The organism is Rhizobium sp. P32RR-XVIII (assembly GCF_012641395.1).
Lineage (GTDB): Bacteria > Pseudomonadota > Alphaproteobacteria > Rhizobiales > Rhizobiaceae > Rhizobium.
In genome coordinates this window covers 612,795-635,509 of sequence record NZ_JABAIH010000002.1, presented here as the reverse complement: position 1 = coordinate 635,509, position 22,715 = coordinate 612,795, and the positions used below count along the sequence as shown (strand labels likewise).

The following is a 22,715-nucleotide window of genomic DNA, read 5'->3' as shown; positions in this document are numbered from 1 at the left end:
ACATGAAACTTGCCATCGCAGGAGACAGCGCCGGTGAAGGCCTGGCCAAGGTTCTCGCCGATCACCTGAAGGACCGCTACGAGGTGCACGAAGTCTCGCGCACGAGCACCGGTCCCGATCCCTTCTATGCCAATCTCTCCGACCGCGTCGCCTCGGGCGTCATCGACGGCACCTACGACAAGGCGATCCTCGTCTGCGGCACCGGCATCGGTGTCTGCATCTCGGCCAACAAGGTTCCGGGGATCCGCGCCGCGCTGACGCATGACACCTATTCGGCCGAACGTGCGGCACTCTCCAACAACGCGCAGATCATCACGATGGGCTCGCGCGTCATCGGACCGGAGCTCGCCAAGTCGATCGCCGATGCCTTCCTCGCCCGGACCTTTGACGAAAACGGTCGCTCAGCCGGCAACGTCAAGGCGATGGACGAGCTCGACGCGAAGTACAACGCGCGCTGAGCTTGAGACGAAGGCCAAACGGCATAATCTCATCTCGTGAGAGGACGCCCGCGGGAAGGCGGCGACGTCATTTTGAGCAAGGTCCTTGGCCGGTCAAATTGACGTTCACGATCTGCTCGCGGGTGTGTCGTTCACGGTCACGGATTGATATTGCTCGTGGAGGCGGGCATGTAGTCCTGTCAGCACACAACGGGAGGATGGCGTGAAGACGAAGAAGCTCATCAACGCAGGCGCCGATGCCGTCGACGAGATGCTGGAAGGCATTCTGGCGGCACATCCGGACCATCTCTATGCCGTCGACGGAATGCCGCGAGCAATCGTGGCGCGGCACGGACCACGCCAAGGCAAGGTCGGTCTGGTCATCGGCGGCGGCTCGGGCCACGAGCCCACCTTCCTGGGTTTCGTCGGGAAGGGTCTCGCCGACGCCGCTGCCATCGGCAATGTCTTCGCCTCCCCGCCTCCCGATCCGATCGTGGCCTGCGCAAACGCGGCTAGTGGCGGCGCCGGCGTTCTCTTCATGTATGGGAACTACGCCGGCGACGTCATGAATTTCGATATGGCGGCAGAAATGCTCGCCATGGACGATATCGAGGTTCGCACCGTGCTCACCACCGACGACGTGGCGTCCGCCCCCGCCGATCAGCGGGAAAAGCGCCGTGGCGTTGCTGGAAACGTCTTCATCTTCAAGTCGGCCGGTGCCGCCTGCGATCTCATGTATTCCTTCGATGAGGTCGAGCGCATCGCGCGTTGGGCGAATGCGCGCACCTACACCATGGGCGTCGCTCTCTCCCCATGCTCGTTGCCGCAGACCCTCAAGCCAAACTTCCAGATCGGCGAGGACGAGATGGAAATCGGCATGGGCATCCATGGAGAGCCCGGCGTCATGCGCGGTTCATTACGAACTGCCAACGAAGTCACCGACGAATTGCTGGACAGGATTCTCGGTGAAATGAATGCCGCGAGGGGCGATCGGGTCGCTGTACTCGTCAATTCGCTTGGCTCCACGCCACTGATGGAACTCTACATTATGATGCGCCGCGTCAAGACGCGGCTGGATGACGCCGGCCTCGTGATCCATTCATCGCTCGTTGGCAACTACTGCACCTCCCTTGAAATGGCGGGTGCGTCGATCACGTTGATGCATCTCGATGATGAACTGCAGCGCCTGATCGACCATCCATGCGACTGCGCCATGTTCCGGGCGGGCAAATAACCATGACTGAGATCAACGTCGAAACGCTACAGCGGATGTTTGCGGCCATCGCAAACGCCATGGCGAAGGAGAAAGACCGGCTCTGCGAACTTGATGGCGTTATCGGAGACGCCGATCATGGTATCGCAATGGAGCTCGGCTTTTCGGCAGCGTCCAAGGCGGTTGCCGCTCTGGAGGCAGGATCGAACGAACCCTCGGCCGTCTTCAACACTGCGGCAAAGGCCTTTCTCAACGCTGTCGGCGCATCCTCGGGCCCGCTCTACGCCACCGCCTTCATGCGGGCCGGCGCTGCGGTAAAGGGAAAAGGCGTTCTCTCCGATGATGATCTCGTCGAAGCTTTCATCGCCATGGCGAAGGGTATCCAGGATCGCGGCAAGGCCGAGCTTGGCGAAAAAACGATGATCGATGCCTGGATACCGGCTGCTCAAGCCTGCCACGCGGCACGAGCGGCTGGCGCCGGATGGTCCGAATGCCTTGGCGCTGCCTTGCAAGCGGCCACGAAAGGCGCGGAGGACACCAAGGCGATGGTCGCCACCAAAGGCCGGTCATCGCGGCTTGGCGAGAGATCGATCGGCCACATGGATCCGGGCGCGGCTTCCGCTGTCGTGCTCATAGGCGCGATGGCCGAATATTTCGAGGGCTAGCGGCACTGGATGGTCGCGCGCTTGGCGAGACCCATGAAATTGGCACGAACACATCATTTCTAAACGACAGGACAGTCGAATTAGATTATTGTGCAGTGCAGCAACCAAAGGCGATCTGCCGCGTTGTATCCGTCATCGCCATCCGGCGACAGGGCCAGGAGGCGACATGCGTTCCCTTTCCGATACGCTCGAGCGGCTTGCAAGATTTCATACAGCTAAGAGCAACCACACCCTCGCGCCACCATCGAAGCTGTCTCGACTCCAGCGCTTCGGTGCAAATCCCGGGGCGTTGAAAGCTTGGTACCATGTCCCGGAAGGCCTGAACGAGCCACCGGCATTGGTCGTGGTCCTGCACGGATGTACACAGAACGCCGCCGGATATGATCACGCATCCGGCTGGTCGAAGCTCGCCGATGACTTCGGCTTCGCGGTCCTCTATCCCGAGCAGGTGCACGCCAACAATCCCAACCTGTGCTTCAACTGGTTCAACCTGACCGACATCCGCCGGGGCCAGGGCGAGGTCTTTTCGATCCGTCAGATGGTGGAGACGATGATTGCCGAACACGGCATCGACCGTCGCCGGATTTACGTCACGGGGCTCTCGGCGGGTGGTGCGATGGCGAATGCCGCGCTCTGTGCCTATCCCGAGGTCTTCGCCGGCGGGGCGGTCATCGCCGGTCTTCCCTACGCCTCCGCTACCTCCGTACCGGAGGCCTTCGATCGCATGCGCGGACACGGCATTCCCAATGCGGACGAGTTGCGGAAACGGCTGTCCGGCGCCTCGCCGCATCGTGGGCCCTGGCCGGCGATATCGGTCTGGCATGGTACGCGCGACAGGACCGTCGTGGAGGCAAACGCCCATGCCATCATCGCTCAATGGAGTGGCGTCCACGGCGTTCCACCCTCTCCGACATCGGTCGAGACGGTCGACGGGCATCAAAGGCTTATCTGGCAAGATAGGTCCGGCAGGGACGCGATCGATCTCTATGTCGTGGAGGGCATGGACCACGGGACACCGCTCGACGTCGCCTCGGGCTACGGAAACGCGGCGCCATACATGCTGGACGTAGGAATTTCCTCTACCCTCCATATCGCGCGCTCGTGGGGCCTGACCCCATCGTTTGAACGTCGGCGGGAAAGACCCCATTATGCCAAGCCCGCCAGTCCAGAGCTTGCAGCCAGCCAACCACAGCCAGATCGGGCAGGAAACATTCAAGCGGTGATCGAAAGAGCCCTGCGCTCAGCGGGTCTTATGCGCTGACGCGGCTGGTTTTTTGCGCGCCCGTTTCTAGCAGCGGCGGACCGTTCGAAATCACGGCACGTCATTGATCTGGCGTCACCTTGCCAGAAGATCGCGAAATCGCGTTCCGGTTTTGATCCAGCAATTTTCGTGTTAAAATGTTGGCATTTGGGAATTGACTTGAGCTGGGAGGAGAAAACCATGGCTATTCAAGTCCCCAGGGATTTCCGCCGCGTGATCGTTGCCGCGTCGGTTGGAAACATCATCGAATGGTACGACTTCTATATCTTCGGGAGCTTGGCGGCCGTTCTGTCGGTCAAGTTCTTTGAGCAATCCCACCCCGTTGCAGCTCTGTTGAGCACGATTGCGCTGTTCACCGCAGGTTTCCTGATCCGTCCGCTGGGGGCATTCCTCTTCGGCTGGATGGGCGACCGGGTCGGCCGCAAATATACTTTCCTCATCACGCTCAGCGGAATGGGATTGGGCACGGGCGCGATCGGCCTGATTCCGACCTATCAGTCGATCGGTCTGGCCGCTGCCTTCATCCTCTTCGGCTTGCGGATGATCCAGGGCCTCTGCCTGGGCGGCGAGTATGGCGGCGCCATTACCTACGTGGCCGAACACGTCCCGGACGAGAGCCGCGGCTACTATACCGGCTGGCTTCAGACCTCTCCCACCCTCGGGATCGTGGTATCGCTGGCCGTAATCATCGCGACGCGCACCTATTTCGGCAATGAAGTTTTCGACCTGTGGGCGTGGCGCGTACCGTTCCTGGTGTCCTTCCTGCTGGTAGCCATCGCAATCTACATCCGGCTCCAGCTCCAGGAGACACCGATCTTCCAGGACATCAAGGCGCGGGGCCAGATGACCCGAAATCCCTGGAAGGAAGCCTTCCTCAGCTCCAACATGAAATACGTCGGCATCGCTACCATCGTGCTGATCGGGCAAGGCGTGGTCTGGTACAGCGGCCAGTTCTGGGCGCTGTACTTCCTGCAGCAGGTCTCCAAGGTGGACGCGCTGACCTCGTCCTACATCGTCGGAGCCGCGCTGCTTCTCGCAACGCCGAGCTTGATCTTCTTTGGCTGGCTGTCCGATCATATTGGCCGCAAGCCCGTGATCCTGGGAGGCATGCTGCTTGCCGCGCTCACGTACTATCCGCTGTATTTGTGGCTGGGCACAGTCACGCAGCCCGGCGCCATCAACTATCCGGTCGCGATCTTCATCATCTTCATCCTCGTTTGCTATGTCGGGATGGTCTATGGGCCGGTCGGGGCGTTCCTGGCGGAATATTTCCCGGGCAGGATCCGATACACGTCGGTATCAGTACCGTATCACATCGGCAACGGCTGGGGCGGTGGGTTGGTGCCGTTCGTCACTTCGGCTGCCTTCGCGGCGACCGGCAGCATCGGCTCCGCGCTGATCTACCCGATCGCGGTCCCTGCCGTCTGTTTCATACTCGCCCTGTTCCTGATGCCGGAGACCCGTCAAATAAGCATCTGGGAACCGCTTGAGCCTAGAGCCCATCCATAGCAAGCTCGCCAGCGTGCGGGGCGGCTATGCCCCGCACGCATTCTCTCCGACTGCGATACTGCCCTGCTTCGGCAGGGCTTTTCTGACCGTAGGCTGGTCGAGCCGAGGGCGCGGCCGCGGAACTTAGATCGAGGTTGCCTCTTATGCGGGAGGAGCGGGCTATGAAGCCACTTGCCTCGTTTCGCTCAAGGGGCTGGCATGGACGAAATTCGTCGAATCAAGATTGCCCATAGTCGCGCCGGTGTTCTGGAGCGCCGGTGACAGCTCCAGGGGCAGATGCTCTCCAGAGAGTAGGAGAACAAGGAACAGACAGGATGCACAAGTTTCTCAAGGCTGTAGGTGGGATTCTGTTGATCGGCCCTGTGGTTGTCACACTGCTGCTGGCGCTCCCGCAGGTAAACAGCCAAGGCTTTTCGCTCTACTTCCTCGCCATGGCCCTCCCCGTCCTGGTATCGGGCGCGATTGTGATCGGCTTCGCGAATATCATCGAGAATCTCGAAGCGATCAGGGTCGCGAGCGAGCAGCAAGCCAAAACGTTGCAGGCTCTCATCGAACGCCGCATCGCTCACAACCGGGTGTGACGTCAGGCGATCGGTGAAGTTAGTGGCTGATTTGGTCGAGCCGAGCCACCCGTGGGCATCGATCAGCCGCGACGTTAACGTTTCGATGCCGCCGATAGAACTTCGGCAACGCCGACTTGGGCTTCGCTCAAGGCGGCGGGAAACATTGGAATACCGGCGCCGCCAACCCTTGCGACCAACGCGTCGATCACACCTTCGTCCTGATAGGTTTCCTGGATTCGCACGTACTCTATCGACAGATGAGGATCGAGCGCCATGGCCTGGACGACAAGCTTCCGGGCTTCGTCAACTCTGCCGACAGCCATCTGAGCCGCGATCTGGTAGATGAATGTCCGCCTGGTTTGGAAACGCAGTGCACGCGCGACGCAGAACATTTCCTCGTACCGTTCAAGAACATAGAGGGCCGCAACCCGCTCCTCGGTGATCCAGACCGGCAGGAACGGATCCAAAGCCTCCGCCCGGTCGAGCAATTCAAGCGCTTTGCCGGGTTGACCCGAGAAGACGAAGAGTGCGGCGCTCCTGCCGATAATGTAAGCATCATTGGGCGCAAGCTCGCAGGCCTTGTGGTGATGGTAGTGTGATGTCGTGAAGTCGCCAACCTTCATCTTGATCGACCCCATGATCCTGTGAGCTTCGGGATCGGTCGGATCGAGTTCCAGCGCATGTGCCACCTGCTTCTCGCCCATGAGCATGTCGAAGTCCGGCAGATTGCTCCATGAACAGATATGCATGGCGAAGGACCGGCCGAAGCCCGGATCTGCCTGCATGGATTTCTCGAACCAGTTCATCGCCTGGCGAATGTGATCGTCGGAAACGCCGACAAGCCGGTGGTGATCCAGCCCCCTGAGATAATACTCGTAGGCGCTCATGTTTTCCGGCCGCTTGAGCCTCGCCGCCACGAGTTCCGACTGCTCCACGCGTCCCGACACCGTCGCCGCCACGCGCGCAATCACATCGTCCATCACATCCAGAATTTCCTGAAACGGGCGGGTAATCGACTCGCTCCAGATCACGTGGCCTTCGCTCGTCTCCGTCAGCGAAATGTTCACGCGGATATTCGTCGAAGATTTCCGGATAGAGCCGCCGACGACGTAGCGGACGCCAAGAAGCTTGCCGATTTCCAGGGGATCGGTCGTGGTCAGGGCCGTGGAAGCGGATCGCGAGCTGACGAAGAGGCCCTTGAGACGGCTCAGCTCGAGCGTCAGATCATCGGTAATGCCTTCCGCCAGATAGAGCTGGTCCTGATCCGCCCCCGGCGCCACCGTAAACCGGGCAACGGCGATCGAATTTGCGCGGACGGGAGTTTCGGGCTTCGGATCCAGCCGGGTCGGAGCGACCTGAAATACATGGCGATCCATCACGGCATCGACGCGATAGATCCGCATGGGCTCAGAGATACCCTTGAGCGTCCTGTCACCTTCGTGCACGAACTTGCAAGGCGACACGCGATGGACCTGATCATAGAGCGCTCCGGACACGTCTATCGCGCCGGGATTGGCGGAGGCCTGGATCCTCGCTGCAATATTGACGCCGTCGCCGCGAAGATCGCTTCCGACAACCACAACATCCGCGATGTGCAGTCCGAAGCGCATGTCGACGGGTGCTGCTCCCGGAACGGCAGACACGCTGTAGCGTGCCTCGATAGCTGATCTGATTGCGTTCACGGGGCTGCCGAATTCAGCCAGAATGGCGTCGCCCGCCGTTCCGAACACCCGGCCGTCGTGGCGCACCACGACATCCTCGACGACTCTGAGGCAGTCATGAATTCGTGCGACGGTCGCCTCTTCGTCACGTTCCATCGCCGCCGTCGAACCCACGACATCGGCTACGAGGATGGTCGCCAGCTTACGATTCATAACTGTGTCTCGGATCGTCAGGTCGCCGTCAGGTCGGAGTGTATCACATCGGGCCTGAAGCGGCATGGATATATGGCGCGCGCTATCGCTGATTGGCCACCCGAATTCGTCCCAAACAGATTGCCGTCGTTCGTTTCACGCCTATCCTTTATCCATCAAGAGGAGGACCACGCCATGCCATTCATCCAGACCCCCGATGCATCCGTCAACGAGAAGACCGCGTCGATGTACGCGTCCGCCGAAGCGAATTACGGTTACGTTCCCAACATGTACCGCGCCTTCGGGCACAGGCCCGAGGTGATGGAGCATTGGGGTGCGCTGCTTTCGAGCATCCGCGGACATATGACCCCCAGGCGCTACGAATTGGTGACGCTGGCGGCAGCGAAGGAACTGAAATCCTCTTATTGCATGCTGGCGCACGGCTCCGTGCTGTTGCGCGAGGGGTTCACCAATGATGGGCTGGCGGCGGTTGCAAACGAGACAGAGAAGGCGCCGATCGACGCGGCCGAACGCGCCGTCATGACCTTCGCCGCCAAGGTCGTGCGCGATGCGACCTCCGTGACGCAGGACGACGTCAACGGACTGAAGAAGCACCACCTCACCGACGAGGAGATCTTCGATATCACGGCAGCGGCGGCCGCCCGCTGCTTCTTCTCGAAGATGCTGGATGCATTGGGAACCGCGCCCGACCACGTCTATGCCGAACGGCTTGACCCCAACCTCCGCAGGGCGCTCACCGTCGGCCGCCCGGTCAGCGGGCTTGCCTGAGCCACGCTACGATCGCCTGGGGTTTTCATCCCCGCCGGGGCCGCAGGCCCAGCAACGAATTCGGAGTGGCCAGCGCTATTCCGCTTTCAACGCCTCGATCAGCGCCCGGAAGCCAGCCGACATATGGCGGCGGCTGGGGTAGTAGAGGTAAAGGGGCTCCTCGGGCTGGCACCAGTCGTCAAGCACCTGGATAAGTCGCCCGGCGGCGATATGCTCGACCACGCGGTTTTCCCAGACATAGGCGAGCGCCACCCCGCCAAGGGCTGCCTGCGTCATCAGTTCATGGTCGTCGAGCGAGAGTGGCCCGGTCGGGTGGAAGGTGATCGCCTGCCCGTCCTTCTCGAAATCCCAAGGATAGCGCGCGCCGGAGGGAAACATGTTCTGGATGCAGAGATGGCGCTTCAGATCGTGGGGCGTGACCGGCTTCGGGTGCCGCTCGAAATAGGCGGGCGAGCCGACGACGACAAGTCGCAGCCGCGGCCTGATCCGCAATGCGATCATGCCCTCGGTCACGCGCTCGCCGAACCTTATGCCGCCGTCGAAGCCTTCCTCGACGATATCGACCAGGCGGTCGGTGGCGCTGATTTCGAGCTGCAGATTCGGGTTCTTCTCAAGCAACGGCCCGATCACCCGCCCGATCACGAAAGGCGCAATCGAATTCGGCACGTTGATCCGAACCTTGCCGAAGGGTGTGTCGCGAAACCGGTTCAGTGCATCGAGGGCCGTGGTGATTTCGCCGAAGGCCGGATCAAGATGCGATTTCAGAAGTTCGCCCGCCTCGGTCAGCGAGACGCTGCGCGTCGTCCGGTTCAAGAGCCGGATGCCGATCCGGTCTTCGAGGTTGAGAACCGCATGGCTGACGGCGGAAGCCGTCACGCCGCGTTCCTCGCCCGCCTTCCGAAAACTCCTGTGCCGGGCGACGGCGGCGAAGGCGGCAAGCTCGGAAAGATCGGTGGCGCGCATTACTGAATCTGGCTCATCATAGTTCTGCGAATAACAAATCTTATACAGCAGCGAACTTTCGGTCAAATTCTCTTCGTCAGCACGGAGATGCAGACGTCAACAACCTCAGAGAGTTGAAAGGAACGTGTCATGAAAGTCTGGTTCATCACTGGTGCATCCCGCGGCTTCGGCGCGCTGATGACCAAGGAAGCCCTTGCAGCTGGCGACGCCGTCGTCGCAACCGCCCGCAATCCCAAGACTGTGACCGAACAGTTCGGCGATCATCCGAATCTTCTCGCCGTCGCGCTTGACGTCACCAACGAGGGACAAGCGAAGGAGGCCGCCGCCAGGGCCGTCGAACGCTTCGGGCGCATCGACGTCCTCGCCAACAACGCCGGCTACGGCCTGCTCGGCGCCGTCGAGGAAGCCACCGCCGAGGAGATCGAAAAGCTCTACCCCACCAATGTCTTTGGCCTGCTGAAGGTCACCCGCGCGGTCCTGCCCTATATGCGCCGGCAGCGTTCGGGACATATCCTCAACTTCTCGTCGATCGGCGGCTATTTCGGTTATCCCGGCTGGGGCGTCTATGGATCGACCAAGTTCGCGGTCGAGGGCCTCTCGGAATCGCTGGCCGCCGAACTCGAGCCCTTCGGCATCAAGGTGACGATCGTCGAGCCGGGCTTCTTCCGCACCGACTTCCTGGCCGACAACTCGCTCTCGGTCAGCCCCGCCTCGATCCCGGATTACGTCGGCACGCCGGCAGGTAACATGCGCGATTTCGCCAGCGATGCGAACCACGCCCAGCCTGGCGACCCGGCAAAGCTCGCAGCCGGCATCATCGTCCTTGCGAACGCGCCGAACCCGCCGCTTCGCATGCCCTTCGGCAGCGATACGGTCGCGGTGATCGAGGAACAGAATGCCAGCGTTGCCAAGGAACTTGCCGAATGGCGCGAACTCGCCGTCTCGACGGACTTCGCGAAAGAAGCCACTGCCTGACCAGCGGCTCCTATGATATCGCTCCGCCTGCGGAAAAGCCCGGGCGGAGCGCAATGGCGTTTGATTGCCGCAGCCTTACTGCAGCGTGCGCGTCGCCATTTCCTGCGCGCCGACGCCCGGTATTCCGGTGGTTGCAACCACGCTGTCGAGACCTGTTGCGACCACGGACACGCGGAACATGCCGTCGAGATTCCGGTCGAAGATGGCACCGACCACGATATCGGCATCATCCTGCACCTCGTCGCGGATGCGGCTTGCGGCCTCGTCCACTTCGAAGAGCGTCATGTCCGAACCGCCGGAGATCGAGATCAGCACGCCCCTGGCGCCCTTCATCGAGATGTCGTCGAGCAGCGGATTGGCAATCGCGGCTTCCGCGGCCTTGAGGGCGCGCTCGTCGCCGGCGGCCTCGCCCGTCCCCATCATCGCCCGGCCCATGCCGCGCATCACCGATTTGACGTCGGCGAAGTCGAGATTGATCAGGCCTTCCTTGACGATCAGGTCGGTAATGCAACCGACGCCGGCGAAAAGCACGCGGTCGGCGGTCATGAAGGCGTCGGCAAAGGTGGTCTTTGCATCGGCGATGCGGAAAAGATTCTGGTTCGGGATGACGATGACGGTATCGGCTGCCTGCCGCAACGCTTCGATGCCGACCTCGGCCGTCCTCATACGACGGTTGCCCTCGAAGGTGAACGGCTTGGTCACGACGCCCACCGTCAGGATGCCGGCGGAGCGCGCGGCATGCGCGATCACGGGTGCTGCGCCCGTCCCCGTGCCGCCGCCCATGCCGGCGGTGACGAAGCACATATGCGAACCTGCCAAGTGATCCATGATCTCGTCGATCGATTCTTCGGCCGCCGCACGGCCGACTTCCGGCAGCGACCCGGCACCCAGTCCCTCGGTCACATGCGTGCCGAGCTGAATGCGGCGCGACGCCTTGGATGTCGCCAGCACCTGGGCATCCGTGTTGGCGGCGATGAAGTCCACGCCCTCCAGACTCTCGTTGATCATGTTGTTGATCGCATTTCCGCCGCCGCCGCCTACGCCGATCACCGTGATCCGCGGCCGCAATCCCGAAATCCCGCTCTTGGCGTCCGTCATCATCTTCTCCTTTGATGGCATCTTTGTCCCCGCCCCTCGTGCGGCAAACCGAATCGGAGCATCAGGCTAAGCGCGCAACAAGGCAGAGGCGGGGCGAAAGAACAAGATGACGCTTTATGAAATTCCCTCCGGAACTCTTTTCCCGCTTCGAAGGTTGTTTTATTCTCGTGCCATCAAAAGAGGAGACGTGCCGAAATGGCTTTGTCAGCCACACGCCAGCATATTGCCTCGCCACGCGAGCATATCCTCACGGCCCAGGAAGCCCTGGAGCCGCTGTTTCTGGCTCTTGAGCAGGAGGTCGAGGTGCAGATGATCGCCGCAGCGGTCCGCGCCGGATGGACTCCCGAAGACGCCGTCGCCGCAATCGATGAACTGCGCCGCAACGAGCTTTTGACCAGCGGCGCCACGTCTCATTGATCTCCGAACCAAATCGGGCCGGTAACCGAAAATTCACTCGCCATCCCGACGGAAGGGCTTAAGTCTACCGCGAAAGCAACAATCGCGGAGCCTACCTGCATGACCTTCAAGACCATCTGCATCTATGGTGCCGGCGCGCTCGGCGGCGCCATAGCAGTGAAGCTCGCGGCCGGCCTCGGCGCGGACGCAACGGTTTCCGTGGTGGCGCGCGGCGCCCATCTCGATGCGATCAAGGAAAATGGCCTCAACCTTTTCGAGGCCGGATCCGAGACGCCGGTCAATGCGCGCATCGTCGCGACGGAAGATCCATCCTCGCTGCCGCCGCAGGACTTGATCGTCACCGGCCTTAAAGGTCATCAGCTCGGCCCGGCCGCCGAAGGTATCGCCAAACTGCTGAAGCAAGGCACGCGAGTCGTGATGATCCTCAACGGCATTCCCTGGTGGTACTTCCACGGCGATACACAAAGCCCGCATGCCGGCCTGCAGTTCGAGGAGCTCGATCCCGGCGGCCACCTCTGGCGGCTGGTCGGTCCGGACCGCGTCATCGGCTGCGTCGCCTATCAGGGCGCGGAAGTGATCAATCCCGGCGAAGTCAAGTTGTCGAACAATGGCCGCTTCGTTCTCGGTGAACCGTCCGGCGAAGCCACCGCCGATCTGGAATCGATCGCTGCGCTCTTTTCCCGGGCGGGCCTCAGCGTCACGACCACCCAGCGCATCCGCGACGAGATCTGGAACAAGCTCACCGGCAATGCGGCCTTCAACCCAATCAGCGCGCTGACACGTGCCCTGATGAGCGACATCATGGCCGATCCGGCGCTCTCCAATACCGTCGGCAAGGTGATGAACGAAGTGCGCGCCGTCGGCACTGCGCTCGGCGCCCGTCTCGGTATCACCGTCGAACAGCGGCTCGAACAATCTCGGGACATCGGTCCGGTGCGCACCTCCATGCTTCAGGATCTGCTGGCCGGAAAGCCTCTCGAGATCGTGCCGCTCACCGGCATGGTCGTTGCGCTGGGGCGGCTCGCCTCGGTGCCGACACCGGTCTCCGAGACCGTTTTCGCGCTGGTGTCGCAGCTGGATCGCGAGAACCGTCGATCTCACGCGTCTTTATGATATTCCTATTTCTTCAGCCTTGAGCGCGAATGGATTTCCTATCCGTAGCGGCAGTAGCCTTTGCCATCCATGCAGAGGTAATGCCATGCGACGTATCATGTTTCCGCCTCACCCCTTTATGCCGACGCGCCGCAAGACTGCGGTGCGTCAGATGCGCGAACGGCGCACGGCGCAGATCCTGATGGTCTTCGGAATCGTGCTCGCCTGCGTCGAGCTCTACATCGTCTTCGGCAATATCTGGCATCTTTCGTGACACACCCGAATGCGCTTCGAGTTCGCGGCGCGATCGCCGCGATGATCACTCCCTTCCGCAAGGGTGCCGTCGACCAGGAACGGCTGCGCGCACTTGTCGAATGGCAGATTGCCAACGGCATTGCCGGCATCGCGGTCTGCACCGTTACCGGTGAAGGCCCAGTCCTTGCATCGGACGAACGCAGTGTCGTCGTTTCGACGGCCGTTCAGGCCGCCGCGGGCCGCATACCGGTGATCGCGGCGACCGGCACGAACTGTACCGCGACCACGATCGAGCTCACTCAAAGAGCCGCTGATCTCGGCGCATCGGCTGCCCTGGTGACGGTGCCCTACTATTCCAAGCCGGGGCCGAAGGGCATCGTGCATCACTTCGAACAGCTCGGCCGCGCGTCGCCGCTGCCGTTGATCGTCGAAACCGACCCGGCGCGCACGGCGAGCGATCTTTCAGAGGTCGTGCTGGAGAAGTTGGCGGATATTTCCCCGATCCACGGCATTTGCGACGCAGTAGGCGATGTCCGCCGCCTGGCGGCAATCCCGATTGCCCATCTTGCACGTTTCCGCTGGTTCACCGGCAACGACCTGACGGCATCCGCCTTCGCCGCTCAGGGCGGCGACGGGCTGATCTCACCAGGAGCGAATATCCTTCCGCGCCTGTTCTCCTCGATGCAGCAGTCCGCGCAGGGCGGAAACCTCGCGGGAGCGCTCGCGATCCTCGATCGCCTGATGCCGCTCCTCAAGGTGGTCGGAACCGACCGGGATCCCGTTTGCATAAAGCTGGCGCTCCGTCTCCTGCGCGGTGTCGATGACGAGGTACGGCTGCCACTCGTACGAGCAGATCGCGAAACGGAGGCTGCCATCACGGCCGCTCTCGAGCCCTTTCTCGGGCGGCAAGCCGCTGCTATCCCTATGAGATTTTGATATTTCTGCCGAAAGTGCCGCATGGAACGCTTACCGGGCAGACCTTAACTTCATCATCGTGACTTCGCCGGCAGGAATCGCCGGCACGTTGAAAACCTCGAAAGGAAAAATCGATGTCACGTCTTTCTTCCGGCGCGTCCGCCGATCCACTCCAACGCAACACCGCGCCTGCCCGCTTCACGATTGGCAGAAACAGGCGCGGTCAGTGGATCGTCGCAGACCGCGACGGGCTTGTCGGCGGTCTCTTCATCAATGAGTCTGCCGCCCTTCATTTTGCTGCGGCTGAGTGCAATCACAACCCGGCCGATATCTGCCGCGCGGACGGCCTCGTGCCAGATTCTGCGCTGCTCAGCACACCAGAACCCCGTATGCATTGATTGATTTGCGGCGCTCCTGCTGTCCCACAGCGGGAGCGCCTGACGCGTTACGATCTCTCGCAGCCAACTCTTCCTTAACCGGCATCCGTTAAGATCGATGGTCCAGACACTCCGCTACCGAGACCGATGCCGAAACCGAACTTTCGCTTTACCCACTTTGACCTCAAGGAGCAGCGCGCCGGAACCGTCATCGAGGTGACGCTGAGCGCGGTCAACAATGTACGGCTGATGACAGCGCCGAACTATCAGCGCTTTACCGAGGTGCTTGACTTCAAGTACGTCGGAGGCATCGCCAAGAAATCGCCAGTCAGGCTAACCATTCCCGACAGCGGTCATTGGCATCTGGTCGTCGATATGGAAGGCCATCACGGCCTTGCCGAATCCTCGGTGAAGATGATCGGCGGATCGGCCGGCCAGAAGCGGGCCTAGAGAGCGTCGACTAACGCGGACTGCGCTCTTTTCTCAGCTTCGCCCAATATTCCAGGCGCTTGCGGATATCCCGCTCGAAGCCGCGCTCCGGAGGATCGTAAAAGGTCTGCCGGCCCATCTTCTCCGGAAAATAGTCCTGGCCCGAAAAGGCGTCCGGCTCGTCGTGGTCGTAGCGATAGCCTTCGCCGTAGCCTTCGCCCTTCATCAGCTTGGTCGGTGCGTTCAGGATGTGCTTCGGCGGCAGCAGCGAGCCGTACTGCTTGGCAGCCTGCGTCGCGGCCTTGAAGGCCGTATAGACGGCATTGGATTTCGGGGCGGTCGCCAGATAGACGCAGGCCTCCGCCAGCGCCAATTCACCCTCCGGTGACCCGAGGTAGTCATAGGCGTCCTTCGCGGCGTTGCAGATCACCAGTGCCTGCGGATCGGCAAGGCCGATATCCTCCACCGCCATGCGCACCAGCCGCCGCCCGAGATAGAGCGGATCCTCACCGGCGTCGAACATGCGGGCAAGATAATAGAGTGCTGCATCCGGATCGGAGCCGCGCACCGACTTGTGCAGCGCCGAGATCAGATTGTAATGGCCGTCCTGCGCCTTGTCATAGACCGGCGCGCGGCGCTGCACGATGCGCGTCAGAGCCTCCGTGTCAAAGGTCTCGCCGTGACGGGCGGCCCGCCAGACCTCCTCGGCAAGCGTCAGCACGGCGCGGCCGTCGCCATCTGCCATGCGCAGGAGGCTCGCCCGAGCATCATCCGTCAATGGCAGGGCTTTGTGCTCGATCGTCTCGGCGCGCTTCAACAGCACTTCCATGCTCTCTTCGTCGAGCGCCTTGAAGGTCAGGACGCGGGCGCGCGAAAGAAGAGCGGCGTTGAGCTCGAAGGACGGGTTCTCGGTGGTCGCACCCACGAGGATGACAGTGCCGTCTTCCATGACCGGCAGAAAACTGTCCTGTTGGGCGCGGTTGAAGCGGTGGATCTCGTCGACGAAAAGCAGCGTCTGGCGGCCGTCCATACGGCGCAGGCGCGCCGATTCGAACACCTTCTTGAGGTCGGCGACACCGGAGAAGATTGCCGAGATTTGCTCGAAGGCGAGACCCGCTTCGCCGGAAAGCAGCCGGGCAACCGTCGTCTTGCCGGTGCCCGGCGGCCCCCAGAAGATCATGGAGCCGAGCGAACCGCTCTCGATCATCCGGCGCAGTACGCCATCTTCGCCCGTCAGATGTTCCTGGCCGGTGACCTCAGCGAGCGTCTGCGGCCGAAGCCGGTCGGCGAGAGGCCGCCGGTTGGCGACCTCTTCAGGAATACGCGGTGCGAAGAGATCGTTGCTCATCGGAAAAACTGCCGTATCCGCTGGCCGTCACGCTCGATCTCGACCCGCCAGAAGCCTGGATCGGCGTCAGCCATTTGTTCCAGCACCTGCGTCGTCTGCACTGGCGAGCCGTTGATCGAAACGATGATATCCTTCGGTTCGAAACCCAAGCGGCCGGCGGGCGAGTCATCCTTCACTTCCGCGATGACGACGCCGGTCGATTCGGTCGGCATGCGCAGTTCGTCGGCTACCCTCGGCGAAAGGTTCTCCACGACCGCGCCGGTGAAGGGCGTGCGCCCGCCGATCGTCCGCTGATCGCGCGGCGAGGTTTCCGGCGCCCGCTCAAGCGTCAGTGGGAGCTGCTGTTCGCCGCCGTTCTCGACCACGCTCAGATTGACAGCGCTTCCCAGCCCGGCGGTCGTCAGGCGATAGAGGAGCGCGTCCGGGTGTTCGACCGGAATGCCGTTCACCGCTGTTATGATCTCGCCTGCCTTGAGGCCGGCCTTGGCGGCAGGCCCGCCCTCTGTCACCTTGACGACCAGCGCGCCGCGGGCCTTGTCGAGACCGAGGGCCTCCGCAACTTCGGAGGTCACCGCATCGAACGTGGCGCCGACATAAGGACGCTCGAACGACTTCGCACCTGCATCGGCCGATGTCAGGAACACCTTCACGAGATTGGCGGGGATCGCGAAGCCGATGCCGTTCGACCCGCCGCCGCGCGAAAAGATCGCGGTATTGATGCCGATCAGTTCGCCTTTCATGTTCATCAGCGCACCGCCCGAATTGCCGGGGTTGATGGAGGCGTCTGTCTGGATGAAGAAGCCGAACTCGTTCTTGACCACCTGATTGCGCGCAAGCGCGGAGACGATACCGCTCGTCACCGTCTGGCCGACACCGAAGGGGTTGCCAATCGCAAGCACCAGATCGCCGACCTCGACGGCATCGGAATTGCCGATTGCAAGTGTCGGGAAATTCGCCTTCGTCTCGATTTTCAGCACCGCCAGATCGACCCGGTCATCACGCAGGATGACCTTGCACGGGAACTCGCGCCCGTCCGACAGCGCCACCTTGATATCGTCCGCACCCTCGATGACGTGGTTGTTCGTCACCACCGTGCCGTTGGCCTCGACGATGACGCCGGAGCCCAGCGAGGATTGCTTCTCCGTGCGGTTCGGCATTTGCTGGCCAAAGAACTGTTCAAAGAAAGGATCGCCCGCGAAGGGGGACTGACGCTGCACCGTCTTTTCCGCGTAGACATTCACCACCGCACCTGCCGTCTGCTTGACGAGCGGCGCAAAGGAAAGCTGCATTTCCGTCCGGCTCTGCGGCACCTGCTTGGCGTCTTGCGCGTTCGCGCCGAGCGGCAAAGCGACGACCAGCGCAACGAGCGAAATGAAAGCGGGTTTCAACAGGCCTTGCATTGGAATCCCTTCTGAAATTGGTATTGAGAATGTGTTGTAGCGCCGGACGCTAGAAAGGAAAGAGGGCGGAAGGATGGAAGAATGAGGCGGCCTTGAAAGCACTTGAGGGACCTGTAACGTTGAATCAGGAAAGCACGGCATGGAGCTGATATCGAAAGCTAAAATATGGGCGAAGTCACTGAAGCGTGACATCGTCGCTTTGTGGCTCGCCGCCCGCGACCGGCGCGTTCCCTGGTATGCCAAGGTGATGGCCGGAGCAGTGGCGGCCTACGCGCTTTCGCCTGTCGACCTGATCCCGGATTTCATCCCTGTTCTCGGCTATCTCGACGATCTCATCATCGTGCCGCTCGGCATTCTGCTTGCCGTCAAGCTCGTCCCGCCGCAGGTCATGGCCGAACTCCGGGCAGAGGCTGCATCACGCGTCAGCCGTCCGACAAGCCGCACAGGGCTTGCTTTCATCCTTGCCGTCTGGGCCTGCTGCATCATCTTTCTGGCGCAGGCGTTCCTTTGAGACGCCGCCCCTGCCTTGCGAAACAGGAAGAAGACCTGCATGAGACCTCCCCTCGCCTTCGCCATACTTGCTTTCTCTCTGTCGGGCTGGAACGCCGGGACCAGCTGGGCCGCCAGCTTCGATTGCGACGCGAAGGAACTGAAGCCTGACGAAAAGGTCATCTGCGCGAACCGGGCGCTGAACGACGCCGATGTCAGGATGGCAACGACCTTCGATCTGCTTTCGGGTCTGTTGGCCATGGGGGCGCGAGGCACCCTGCAGGACGAACAGACAGCGTGGCTCAAGAAGCGCGAGGAATGCAAGGCCGACGCCGCCTGCATCAAGGCCGCCTATGACGAGCGGCTGAAGCAGTTCGGCGAGACCTACAAGAACATCAACCGGCCGCTTTGATCTGACCGGAAGTCACTTTCAACGCATCGGGTCAATTGCCGGCGGTCATCAGGTTGGCGTCTCGGGCGAGCAGCCATTGCCCGTCATCGGTCTTGCGGAAGATCGTCAGCGTATAACCGGATCGCTGCACCGTCGGTCCGCTAGGCGACGTTATGGTCAGCTCAATGAAGCTGCGCAAATAGGCCCAGTCGCCAAGCACGTTCAGCTCCTCGATCGTGCTTCTACCGTCGAGTTTGACATCGCTCATTTGTGCCGCCGACGCCGCGAACTCCTCTCGGCCGAAAGGCTTGCGGCCGGGCACCATAAACACGACGTCATCGGTCATCAGGCTGAGAACCGTGGCCGTGTCGCCGCGCTTGCTCGCGGCGAACCACCTTTCCAACACATCCCGTATGGCGGCTTCGTCATCAGACATCATTTGCCTCCCGTTGTCCCGAGCGGCAGCCGGCGCATCGGCGATCCGCTCAACGCCCGCCGAGGTCACGCACCGCGCCGCGGTCAGCACTCGTCGCGAAGGCCGCGTAGGCCTTGAGCGCTGTCGTGACATTGCGCTTGCGATGCTCGGCCGGATGCCAGCCCTTCTCCTCCTGCTCGGCACGGCGGGTCGCAAGTTCGGCGTCGCTGATGCGCAGGCTGATCGTGCGGTTGGGGATGTCGATATCGATCATATCGCCGGGGCGCACGAGGCCAATCGTACCGCCGTTTGCCGCTTCCGGCGAAACGTGGCCGATCGAGAGGCCCGAGGTACCGCCGGAGAAGCGGCCGTCGGTGATCAGTGCGCAGGCCTTGCCGAGGCCCTTGGACTTTAGATAGCTGGTCGGATAGAGCATTTCTTGCATGCCGGGGCCGCCCTTCGGGCCTTCGTAGCGGATGACGACGACGTCGCCTGCCACCACCTCGTTGTTGAGAATTCCCTTCACGGCCGAGTCCTGGCTTTCGAAGACCTTGGCCGGGCCGGAGAATTTCAGGATCGATTCATCGACGCCTGCGGTCTTGACGATGCAGCCGTCGAGCGCGAGGTTGCCCTTGAGCACGGCTAGGCCGCCATCCTTCGAGAACGGATGCTCTACCGAGCGGATGACACCCTTTTCGCGGTCGGTATCGAGCTCTTCCCAGCGGGCGCTCTGGCTGAAGGCGACCTGCGTCGGCACGCCGCCGGGTGCAGCGCGATAGAATTCGCGGACCGTCTCGCTGTTGGTGCGGGTGATATCCCAGCGGTCGATAGCATCGCCCAGCGTTTCCGTGTGAACGGTCGGGCAATCGCGGTTGAGAAGCCCGCCCTTATCGAGTTCGCCAAGGATCGACATGATGCCGCCGGCGCGATGAACGTCTTCCATGTGAACGTCGCTCTTGGCCGGGGCCACCTTGGAAAGGCACGGCACGCGGCGCGACAGCGCGTCGATATCATCCATCGTGAAATCGATCTCGCCTTCATGGGCGGCCGCAAGGATGTGCAGCACGGTATTGGTGGAGCCGCCCATGGCGATATCGAGTGTCATGGCGTTTTCGAAGGCCTGCTTGGAGGCGACCGTGCGTGGCAGGACCTTGTCATCCTCCTGCTCGTAATAACGGCGGGCGAGATCGACAATGAGATGACCGGCTTCGACGAAGAGGCGCTTACGGTCCGCATGGGTTGCGAGCGTGGAGCCGTTGCCGGGCAGCGACAGGCCGAGCGCCTCGGTCAGGCAGTTCATGGAGTTGGCGGTGAACATGCCGGAGCACGAGCCGCAGGTCGGACAGGCCGAGCGTTCGATGACCTGGACATCCTCGTCGCTGATCTTGTCGTCGGCTGCGGCGACCATGGCATCGACGAGATCGAGCGCCACCTTCTTGCCCTGCAGCACGACCTTGCCGGCTTCCATCGGACCACCCGAAACGAAGACGGTCGGAATGTTGAGACGCAGCGATGCCATCAGCATGCCGGGAGTGATCTTGTCGCAATTGGAAATGCAGACCATGGCATCGGCGCAATGGGCGTTGACCATGTATTCGACGCTGTCGGCGATCAGTTCACGCGACGGCAGCGAATAGAGCATGCCGTCATGGCCCATGGCGATACCGTCGTCGACGGCGATCGTGTTGAACTCCTTGGCGACGCCGCCAGCCGCTTCGATCGCGCGCGCGACGAGCTGGCCGAGATCCTTGAGGTGCACGTGTCCCGGCACGAACTGCGTGAAGGAGTTCACCACAGCGATGATCGGCTTGCCGAAATCCGAATCCTTCATGCCCGTCGCGCGCCAAAGGCCGCGCGCGCCCGCCATGTTGCGGCCGTGGGTCGTGGTTCTGGAACGATATGCTGGCATCGGTATCTTCCTCGATCTAGCGGAATAGTGCGAGCGATGCGGACGGCAAAAGGCTTGCGGAACCGGGCGATCGCTGCTTTTTGGAACTGTCCTAGTCCAATCGGCCGGGGCTGTCACTACCGGCAGGGGCAAATCCGGTACGCCACTCATTTGCGCCATCGAGCATATACGATGAAGCGCATCCTTTTGTTACAGGCTATTCCATCACAACCAAACACAAAAAATTGGCTTCACGAAAGTGATCTTCAAGGCCTACACATTAGTCTGAAAACGCTGTTGATGCGTTTATTTAAAATATCGGGCCGCCCCCGCCCAGGAGGATTTCGAAATGCCAGCCTACCGTCCGCCCAAGATTCCGTCTTCGGAGATCACACCGCGCCAGATTTATCTGCGCCGTCGCGAATTCCTCGGAGCAGCAACGCTTGGCGCCATGGCGCTCTACGGTGCCGGGCAGGCGAGCGCTGCCGCGCTTTCCGCCGTCGAGAGCAAGTACAAGGTCGATGAGAAAGCGACGCCGCTGAAGGACATCACGACCTATAACAATTTCTATGAATTCGGTCTCGACAAGGGGGACCCGGCAGCCCTTTCGGGTGATTTCAAGCCCCTGCCATGGACCGTCAAGGTCGACGGGATGGTCAGCAAGCCGGGGACCTTCGACATCGAAGCCCTGATGAAGGACTTCCCTATCGAAAGCCGCACTTACCGGATGCGCTGCGTCGAGGCCTGGTCGATGGTGATTCCATGGGACGGCTTCCCGCTTGCGGCGCTGCTCGACAAAGTCGAGCCGCTGGGAAGCGCCAAATATGTCGCCTTCGAAACGGTTGTCCGGCCGGACGAAATGCCGGGCCAGAAGGGGATATTCCAGTCGCTGGATTGGCCCTATGTCGAGGGCCTGCGCCTTGACGAAGCCCGCCACCCGCTAACGTTGCTGGCCGTCGGCCTCTACGGCGAGACCCTGCCCAATCAGAACGGCGCGCCGGTCCGCCTCGTCGTGCCGTGGAAATATGGCTTCAAGGGCATCAAGTCGATCGTGCGCATCACGCTCACCGACAAGGAGCCGAAGAATACCTGGCAGGTTACCAACTCGCAGGAATACGGCTTCTACGCCAACGTGAACCCGGCGGTCGACCATCCGCGCTGGAGCCAGGCGACCGAGCGGCGGATCGGCGAGAGCGGATTCTTCGGCGCAAGCCGTCACCCGACGCTGCCCTTCAACGGCTATGCCGACGAAGTGGCGAGCCTCTATACCGGCATGGATCTGAGGGCGAATTTCTGATGGCCGGACTTTCGCTCGCGCTTCCGAAACGCTGGCAGCCCGCTTCGGTTTGGGCGCTCTACGCGGTGGGCTTGATCCCGGCAGTCTGGACCTTCTATCTCGGCGCAACGGATCAGCTCGGAGCCGATCCGGTGAAGACCTTCGAGCTCTTCCTCGGGCTCTGGACGATCCGCTTCCTGATCCTGACGCTCGCCGTCTCGCCCGCGCGCGATCTCTTCGGCTGGAACTATCTCCGTTACCGGCGCGCGCTCGGACTGCTCACTTTCTACTACGCGCTGATGCATTTCACGGTCTACATGGTGCTGGATCAGGCATTGGTCCTTCAAGCCGTCATCGACGACGTCGTGAAGCGGCCCTTCATCATGTTCGGCATGGGCGGCCTGGCACTGCTGGTCCCGCTTGCGGTGACGTCCAACAATTTCTCGATCCGCCGCCTCGGCCAGAACTGGATCAGGCTGCACCGCCTCGTCTACATCGTGGCAGCCTGCGGCGCGCTGCACTTTTCGCTGTCCACCAAGGTCTTCGGCCTCGAGCAATCGATCTATATCGTCCTGCTGATCCTCATGATCCTCTATCGGTCCTACCGGCCGATCGCGCGAAGCAAGAAGAAACAAGGCCAAAGGCGCGCGCGCGGCCGGACGGAAGCGCAGGCAAACGCCTGAAAATCAAATGAGCA

General features: G+C 61.7%; 25 protein-coding genes. 18 read left to right on the top strand and 7 right to left on the bottom strand.

What is annotated here, in order from left to right; translation table 11 throughout:
• Window positions 1–2: 2 nt before the first annotated feature.
• The 6 genes from HGP14_RS08295 to HGP14_RS08270 all read left to right on the top strand — a co-directional run bounded on the left by HGP14_RS08295 (window position 3) and on the right by HGP14_RS08270 (window position 5,666).
• Entirely contained in the window at window positions 3–458 is a 456-nt protein-coding gene (locus HGP14_RS08295; RefSeq protein WP_168829351.1) for an RpiB/LacA/LacB family sugar-phosphate isomerase, read from the top strand.
• Window positions 459–660: 202 nt separating this feature from the next.
• Window positions 661–1,671 carry a dihydroxyacetone kinase subunit DhaK gene (locus HGP14_RS08290; protein WP_168829350.1) on the top strand — a complete coding sequence of 337 codons (1,011 nt, stop codon included), beginning with the start codon at window positions 661–663 and terminating at the stop codon, window positions 1,669–1,671.
• Between the two features lie 2 nt (window positions 1,672–1,673).
• On the top strand, window positions 1,674–2,315 hold the full coding sequence (dhaL, locus tag HGP14_RS08285) for a dihydroxyacetone kinase subunit DhaL (protein ID WP_168829349.1): 642 nt from the start codon (window positions 1,674–1,676) through the stop codon (window positions 2,313–2,315).
• Between the two features lie 166 nt (window positions 2,316–2,481).
• Window positions 2,482–3,576: an alpha/beta hydrolase family esterase gene (locus HGP14_RS08280; protein WP_168829348.1), complete on the top strand. Its 1,095-nt coding sequence runs from the start codon at window positions 2,482–2,484 to the stop codon at window positions 3,574–3,576.
• Between the two features lie 180 nt (window positions 3,577–3,756).
• Entirely contained in the window at window positions 3,757–5,085 is a 1,329-nt protein-coding gene (locus HGP14_RS08275) for an MFS transporter (RefSeq protein WP_168829347.1), read from the top strand.
• Between the two features lie 314 nt (window positions 5,086–5,399).
• Window positions 5,400–5,666, top strand: coding sequence for a hypothetical protein (locus tag HGP14_RS08270; protein WP_168829346.1), 267 nt, complete (start codon window positions 5,400–5,402; stop codon window positions 5,664–5,666).
• A 74-nt stretch (window positions 5,667–5,740) separates the two neighbouring features.
• Here HGP14_RS08270 and HGP14_RS08265 read toward each other — a convergent pair whose 3' ends face one another.
• Window positions 5,741–7,522, bottom strand: coding sequence for an adenylate/guanylate cyclase domain-containing protein (locus HGP14_RS08265; protein WP_168829345.1), 1,782 nt, complete (start codon window positions 7,520–7,522; stop codon window positions 5,741–5,743).
• 174 nt (window positions 7,523–7,696) lie between these two features.
• Here HGP14_RS08265 and HGP14_RS08260 point away from each other — a divergent pair, with 174 nt between their 5' ends.
• Window positions 7,697–8,290 (top strand): carboxymuconolactone decarboxylase family protein, encoded by a 594-nt coding sequence (locus HGP14_RS08260; protein ID WP_168829344.1) that lies wholly within the window; start codon window positions 7,697–7,699, stop codon window positions 8,288–8,290.
• Between the two features lie 75 nt (window positions 8,291–8,365).
• Here the strand turns inward: HGP14_RS08260 and HGP14_RS08255 are convergent, their stop codons facing one another.
• Window positions 8,366–9,253, bottom strand: a complete 888-nt coding sequence (locus HGP14_RS08255; RefSeq protein ID WP_168829343.1) for a LysR family transcriptional regulator — start codon at window positions 9,251–9,253, stop codon at window positions 8,366–8,368.
• Between the two features lie 129 nt (window positions 9,254–9,382).
• On the opposite strand from HGP14_RS08255, the gene HGP14_RS08250 reads away from it, so the two are divergent.
• On the top strand, window positions 9,383–10,228 hold the full coding sequence (locus HGP14_RS08250) for an oxidoreductase (protein ID WP_168829342.1): 846 nt from the start codon (window positions 9,383–9,385) through the stop codon (window positions 10,226–10,228).
• Window positions 10,229–10,303: 75 nt separating this feature from the next.
• Here HGP14_RS08250 and ftsZ read toward each other — a convergent pair whose 3' ends face one another.
• On the bottom strand, window positions 10,304–11,326 hold the full coding sequence (gene ftsZ / locus HGP14_RS08245; RefSeq protein WP_168829341.1) for a cell division protein FtsZ: 1,023 nt from the start codon (window positions 11,324–11,326) through the stop codon (window positions 10,304–10,306).
• A 195-nt stretch (window positions 11,327–11,521) separates the two neighbouring features.
• On the opposite strand from ftsZ, the gene HGP14_RS08240 reads away from it, so the two are divergent.
• The 6 genes from HGP14_RS08240 (at window position 11,522) to HGP14_RS08215 (ending at window position 14,832) form a co-directional block, all read left to right on the top strand.
• Window positions 11,522–11,743 (top strand): hypothetical protein, encoded by a 222-nt coding sequence (locus tag HGP14_RS08240; RefSeq protein ID WP_168829340.1) that lies wholly within the window; start codon window positions 11,522–11,524, stop codon window positions 11,741–11,743.
• Window positions 11,744–11,842: 99 nt separating this feature from the next.
• Complete coding sequence (locus tag HGP14_RS08235) at window positions 11,843–12,856, top strand: ketopantoate reductase family protein (RefSeq protein ID WP_168829339.1); 1,014 nt, start codon at window positions 11,843–11,845, stop codon at window positions 12,854–12,856.
• 85 nt (window positions 12,857–12,941) lie between these two features.
• The gene (locus HGP14_RS08230; RefSeq protein ID WP_168828764.1) at window positions 12,942–13,109 is read left to right on the top strand and encodes a hypothetical protein; all 168 of its coding nucleotides are present in this window, start codon (window positions 12,942–12,944) and stop codon (window positions 13,107–13,109) included.
• Window positions 13,106–14,026: a 4-hydroxy-tetrahydrodipicolinate synthase gene (gene dapA, locus HGP14_RS08225; RefSeq protein WP_312862104.1), complete on the top strand. Its 921-nt coding sequence runs from the start codon at window positions 13,106–13,108 to the stop codon at window positions 14,024–14,026. The genes HGP14_RS08230 and dapA overlap by 4 nt, the downstream gene beginning before the upstream one ends.
• Before the next feature lie 113 nt (window positions 14,027–14,139).
• Complete coding sequence (locus tag HGP14_RS08220; protein ID WP_168829338.1) at window positions 14,140–14,403, top strand: hypothetical protein; 264 nt, start codon at window positions 14,140–14,142, stop codon at window positions 14,401–14,403.
• A 126-nt stretch (window positions 14,404–14,529) separates the two neighbouring features.
• Entirely contained in the window at window positions 14,530–14,832 is a 303-nt protein-coding gene (locus HGP14_RS08215; protein ID WP_168829337.1) for a DUF1883 domain-containing protein, read from the top strand.
• A gap of 10 nt (window positions 14,833–14,842) precedes the next feature.
• On the opposite strand, the gene HGP14_RS08210 is transcribed toward HGP14_RS08215, so the two are convergent.
• A complete protein-coding gene (locus HGP14_RS08210) occupies window positions 14,843–16,159 on the bottom strand; it encodes a replication-associated recombination protein A (RefSeq protein WP_168829336.1) in 1,317 nt (438 codons plus the stop codon).
• The gene (locus HGP14_RS08205) at window positions 16,156–17,559 is read right to left on the bottom strand and encodes a DegQ family serine endoprotease (RefSeq protein WP_168829335.1); all 1,404 of its coding nucleotides are present in this window, start codon (window positions 17,557–17,559) and stop codon (window positions 16,156–16,158) included. Before HGP14_RS08205 ends, HGP14_RS08210 begins: the two co-directional genes overlap by 4 nt.
• Before the next feature lie 139 nt (window positions 17,560–17,698).
• Between HGP14_RS08205 and HGP14_RS08200 the strand changes: the two genes are divergently transcribed.
• Entirely contained in the window at window positions 17,699–18,070 is a 372-nt protein-coding gene (locus tag HGP14_RS08200; protein ID WP_168829334.1) for a YkvA family protein, read from the top strand.
• Between the two features lie 39 nt (window positions 18,071–18,109).
• Window positions 18,110–18,460 (top strand): lysozyme inhibitor LprI family protein, encoded by a 351-nt coding sequence (locus tag HGP14_RS08195; protein ID WP_168829333.1) that lies wholly within the window; start codon window positions 18,110–18,112, stop codon window positions 18,458–18,460.
• Window positions 18,461–18,491: 31 nt separating this feature from the next.
• Here HGP14_RS08195 and HGP14_RS08190 read toward each other — a convergent pair whose 3' ends face one another.
• Window positions 18,492–18,944, bottom strand: coding sequence for an SgcJ/EcaC family oxidoreductase (locus HGP14_RS08190; RefSeq protein ID WP_312862103.1), 453 nt, complete (start codon window positions 18,942–18,944; stop codon window positions 18,492–18,494).
• A complete protein-coding gene (gene ilvD / locus HGP14_RS08185) occupies window positions 18,925–20,763 on the bottom strand; it encodes a dihydroxy-acid dehydratase (RefSeq protein ID WP_168829332.1) in 1,839 nt (612 codons plus the stop codon). The genes HGP14_RS08190 and ilvD overlap by 20 nt, the downstream gene beginning before the upstream one ends.
• Before the next feature lie 328 nt (window positions 20,764–21,091).
• On the opposite strand from ilvD, the gene msrP reads away from it, so the two are divergent.
• Window positions 21,092–22,039 (top strand): protein-methionine-sulfoxide reductase catalytic subunit MsrP, encoded by a 948-nt coding sequence (msrP, locus tag HGP14_RS08180; protein ID WP_168829331.1) that lies wholly within the window; start codon window positions 21,092–21,094, stop codon window positions 22,037–22,039.
• Window positions 22,039–22,701: a protein-methionine-sulfoxide reductase heme-binding subunit MsrQ gene (gene msrQ, locus HGP14_RS08175; RefSeq protein WP_168829330.1), complete on the top strand. Its 663-nt coding sequence runs from the start codon at window positions 22,039–22,041 to the stop codon at window positions 22,699–22,701. Before msrP ends, msrQ begins: the two co-directional genes overlap by 1 nt.
• Window positions 22,702–22,715 lie beyond the last annotated feature (14 nt).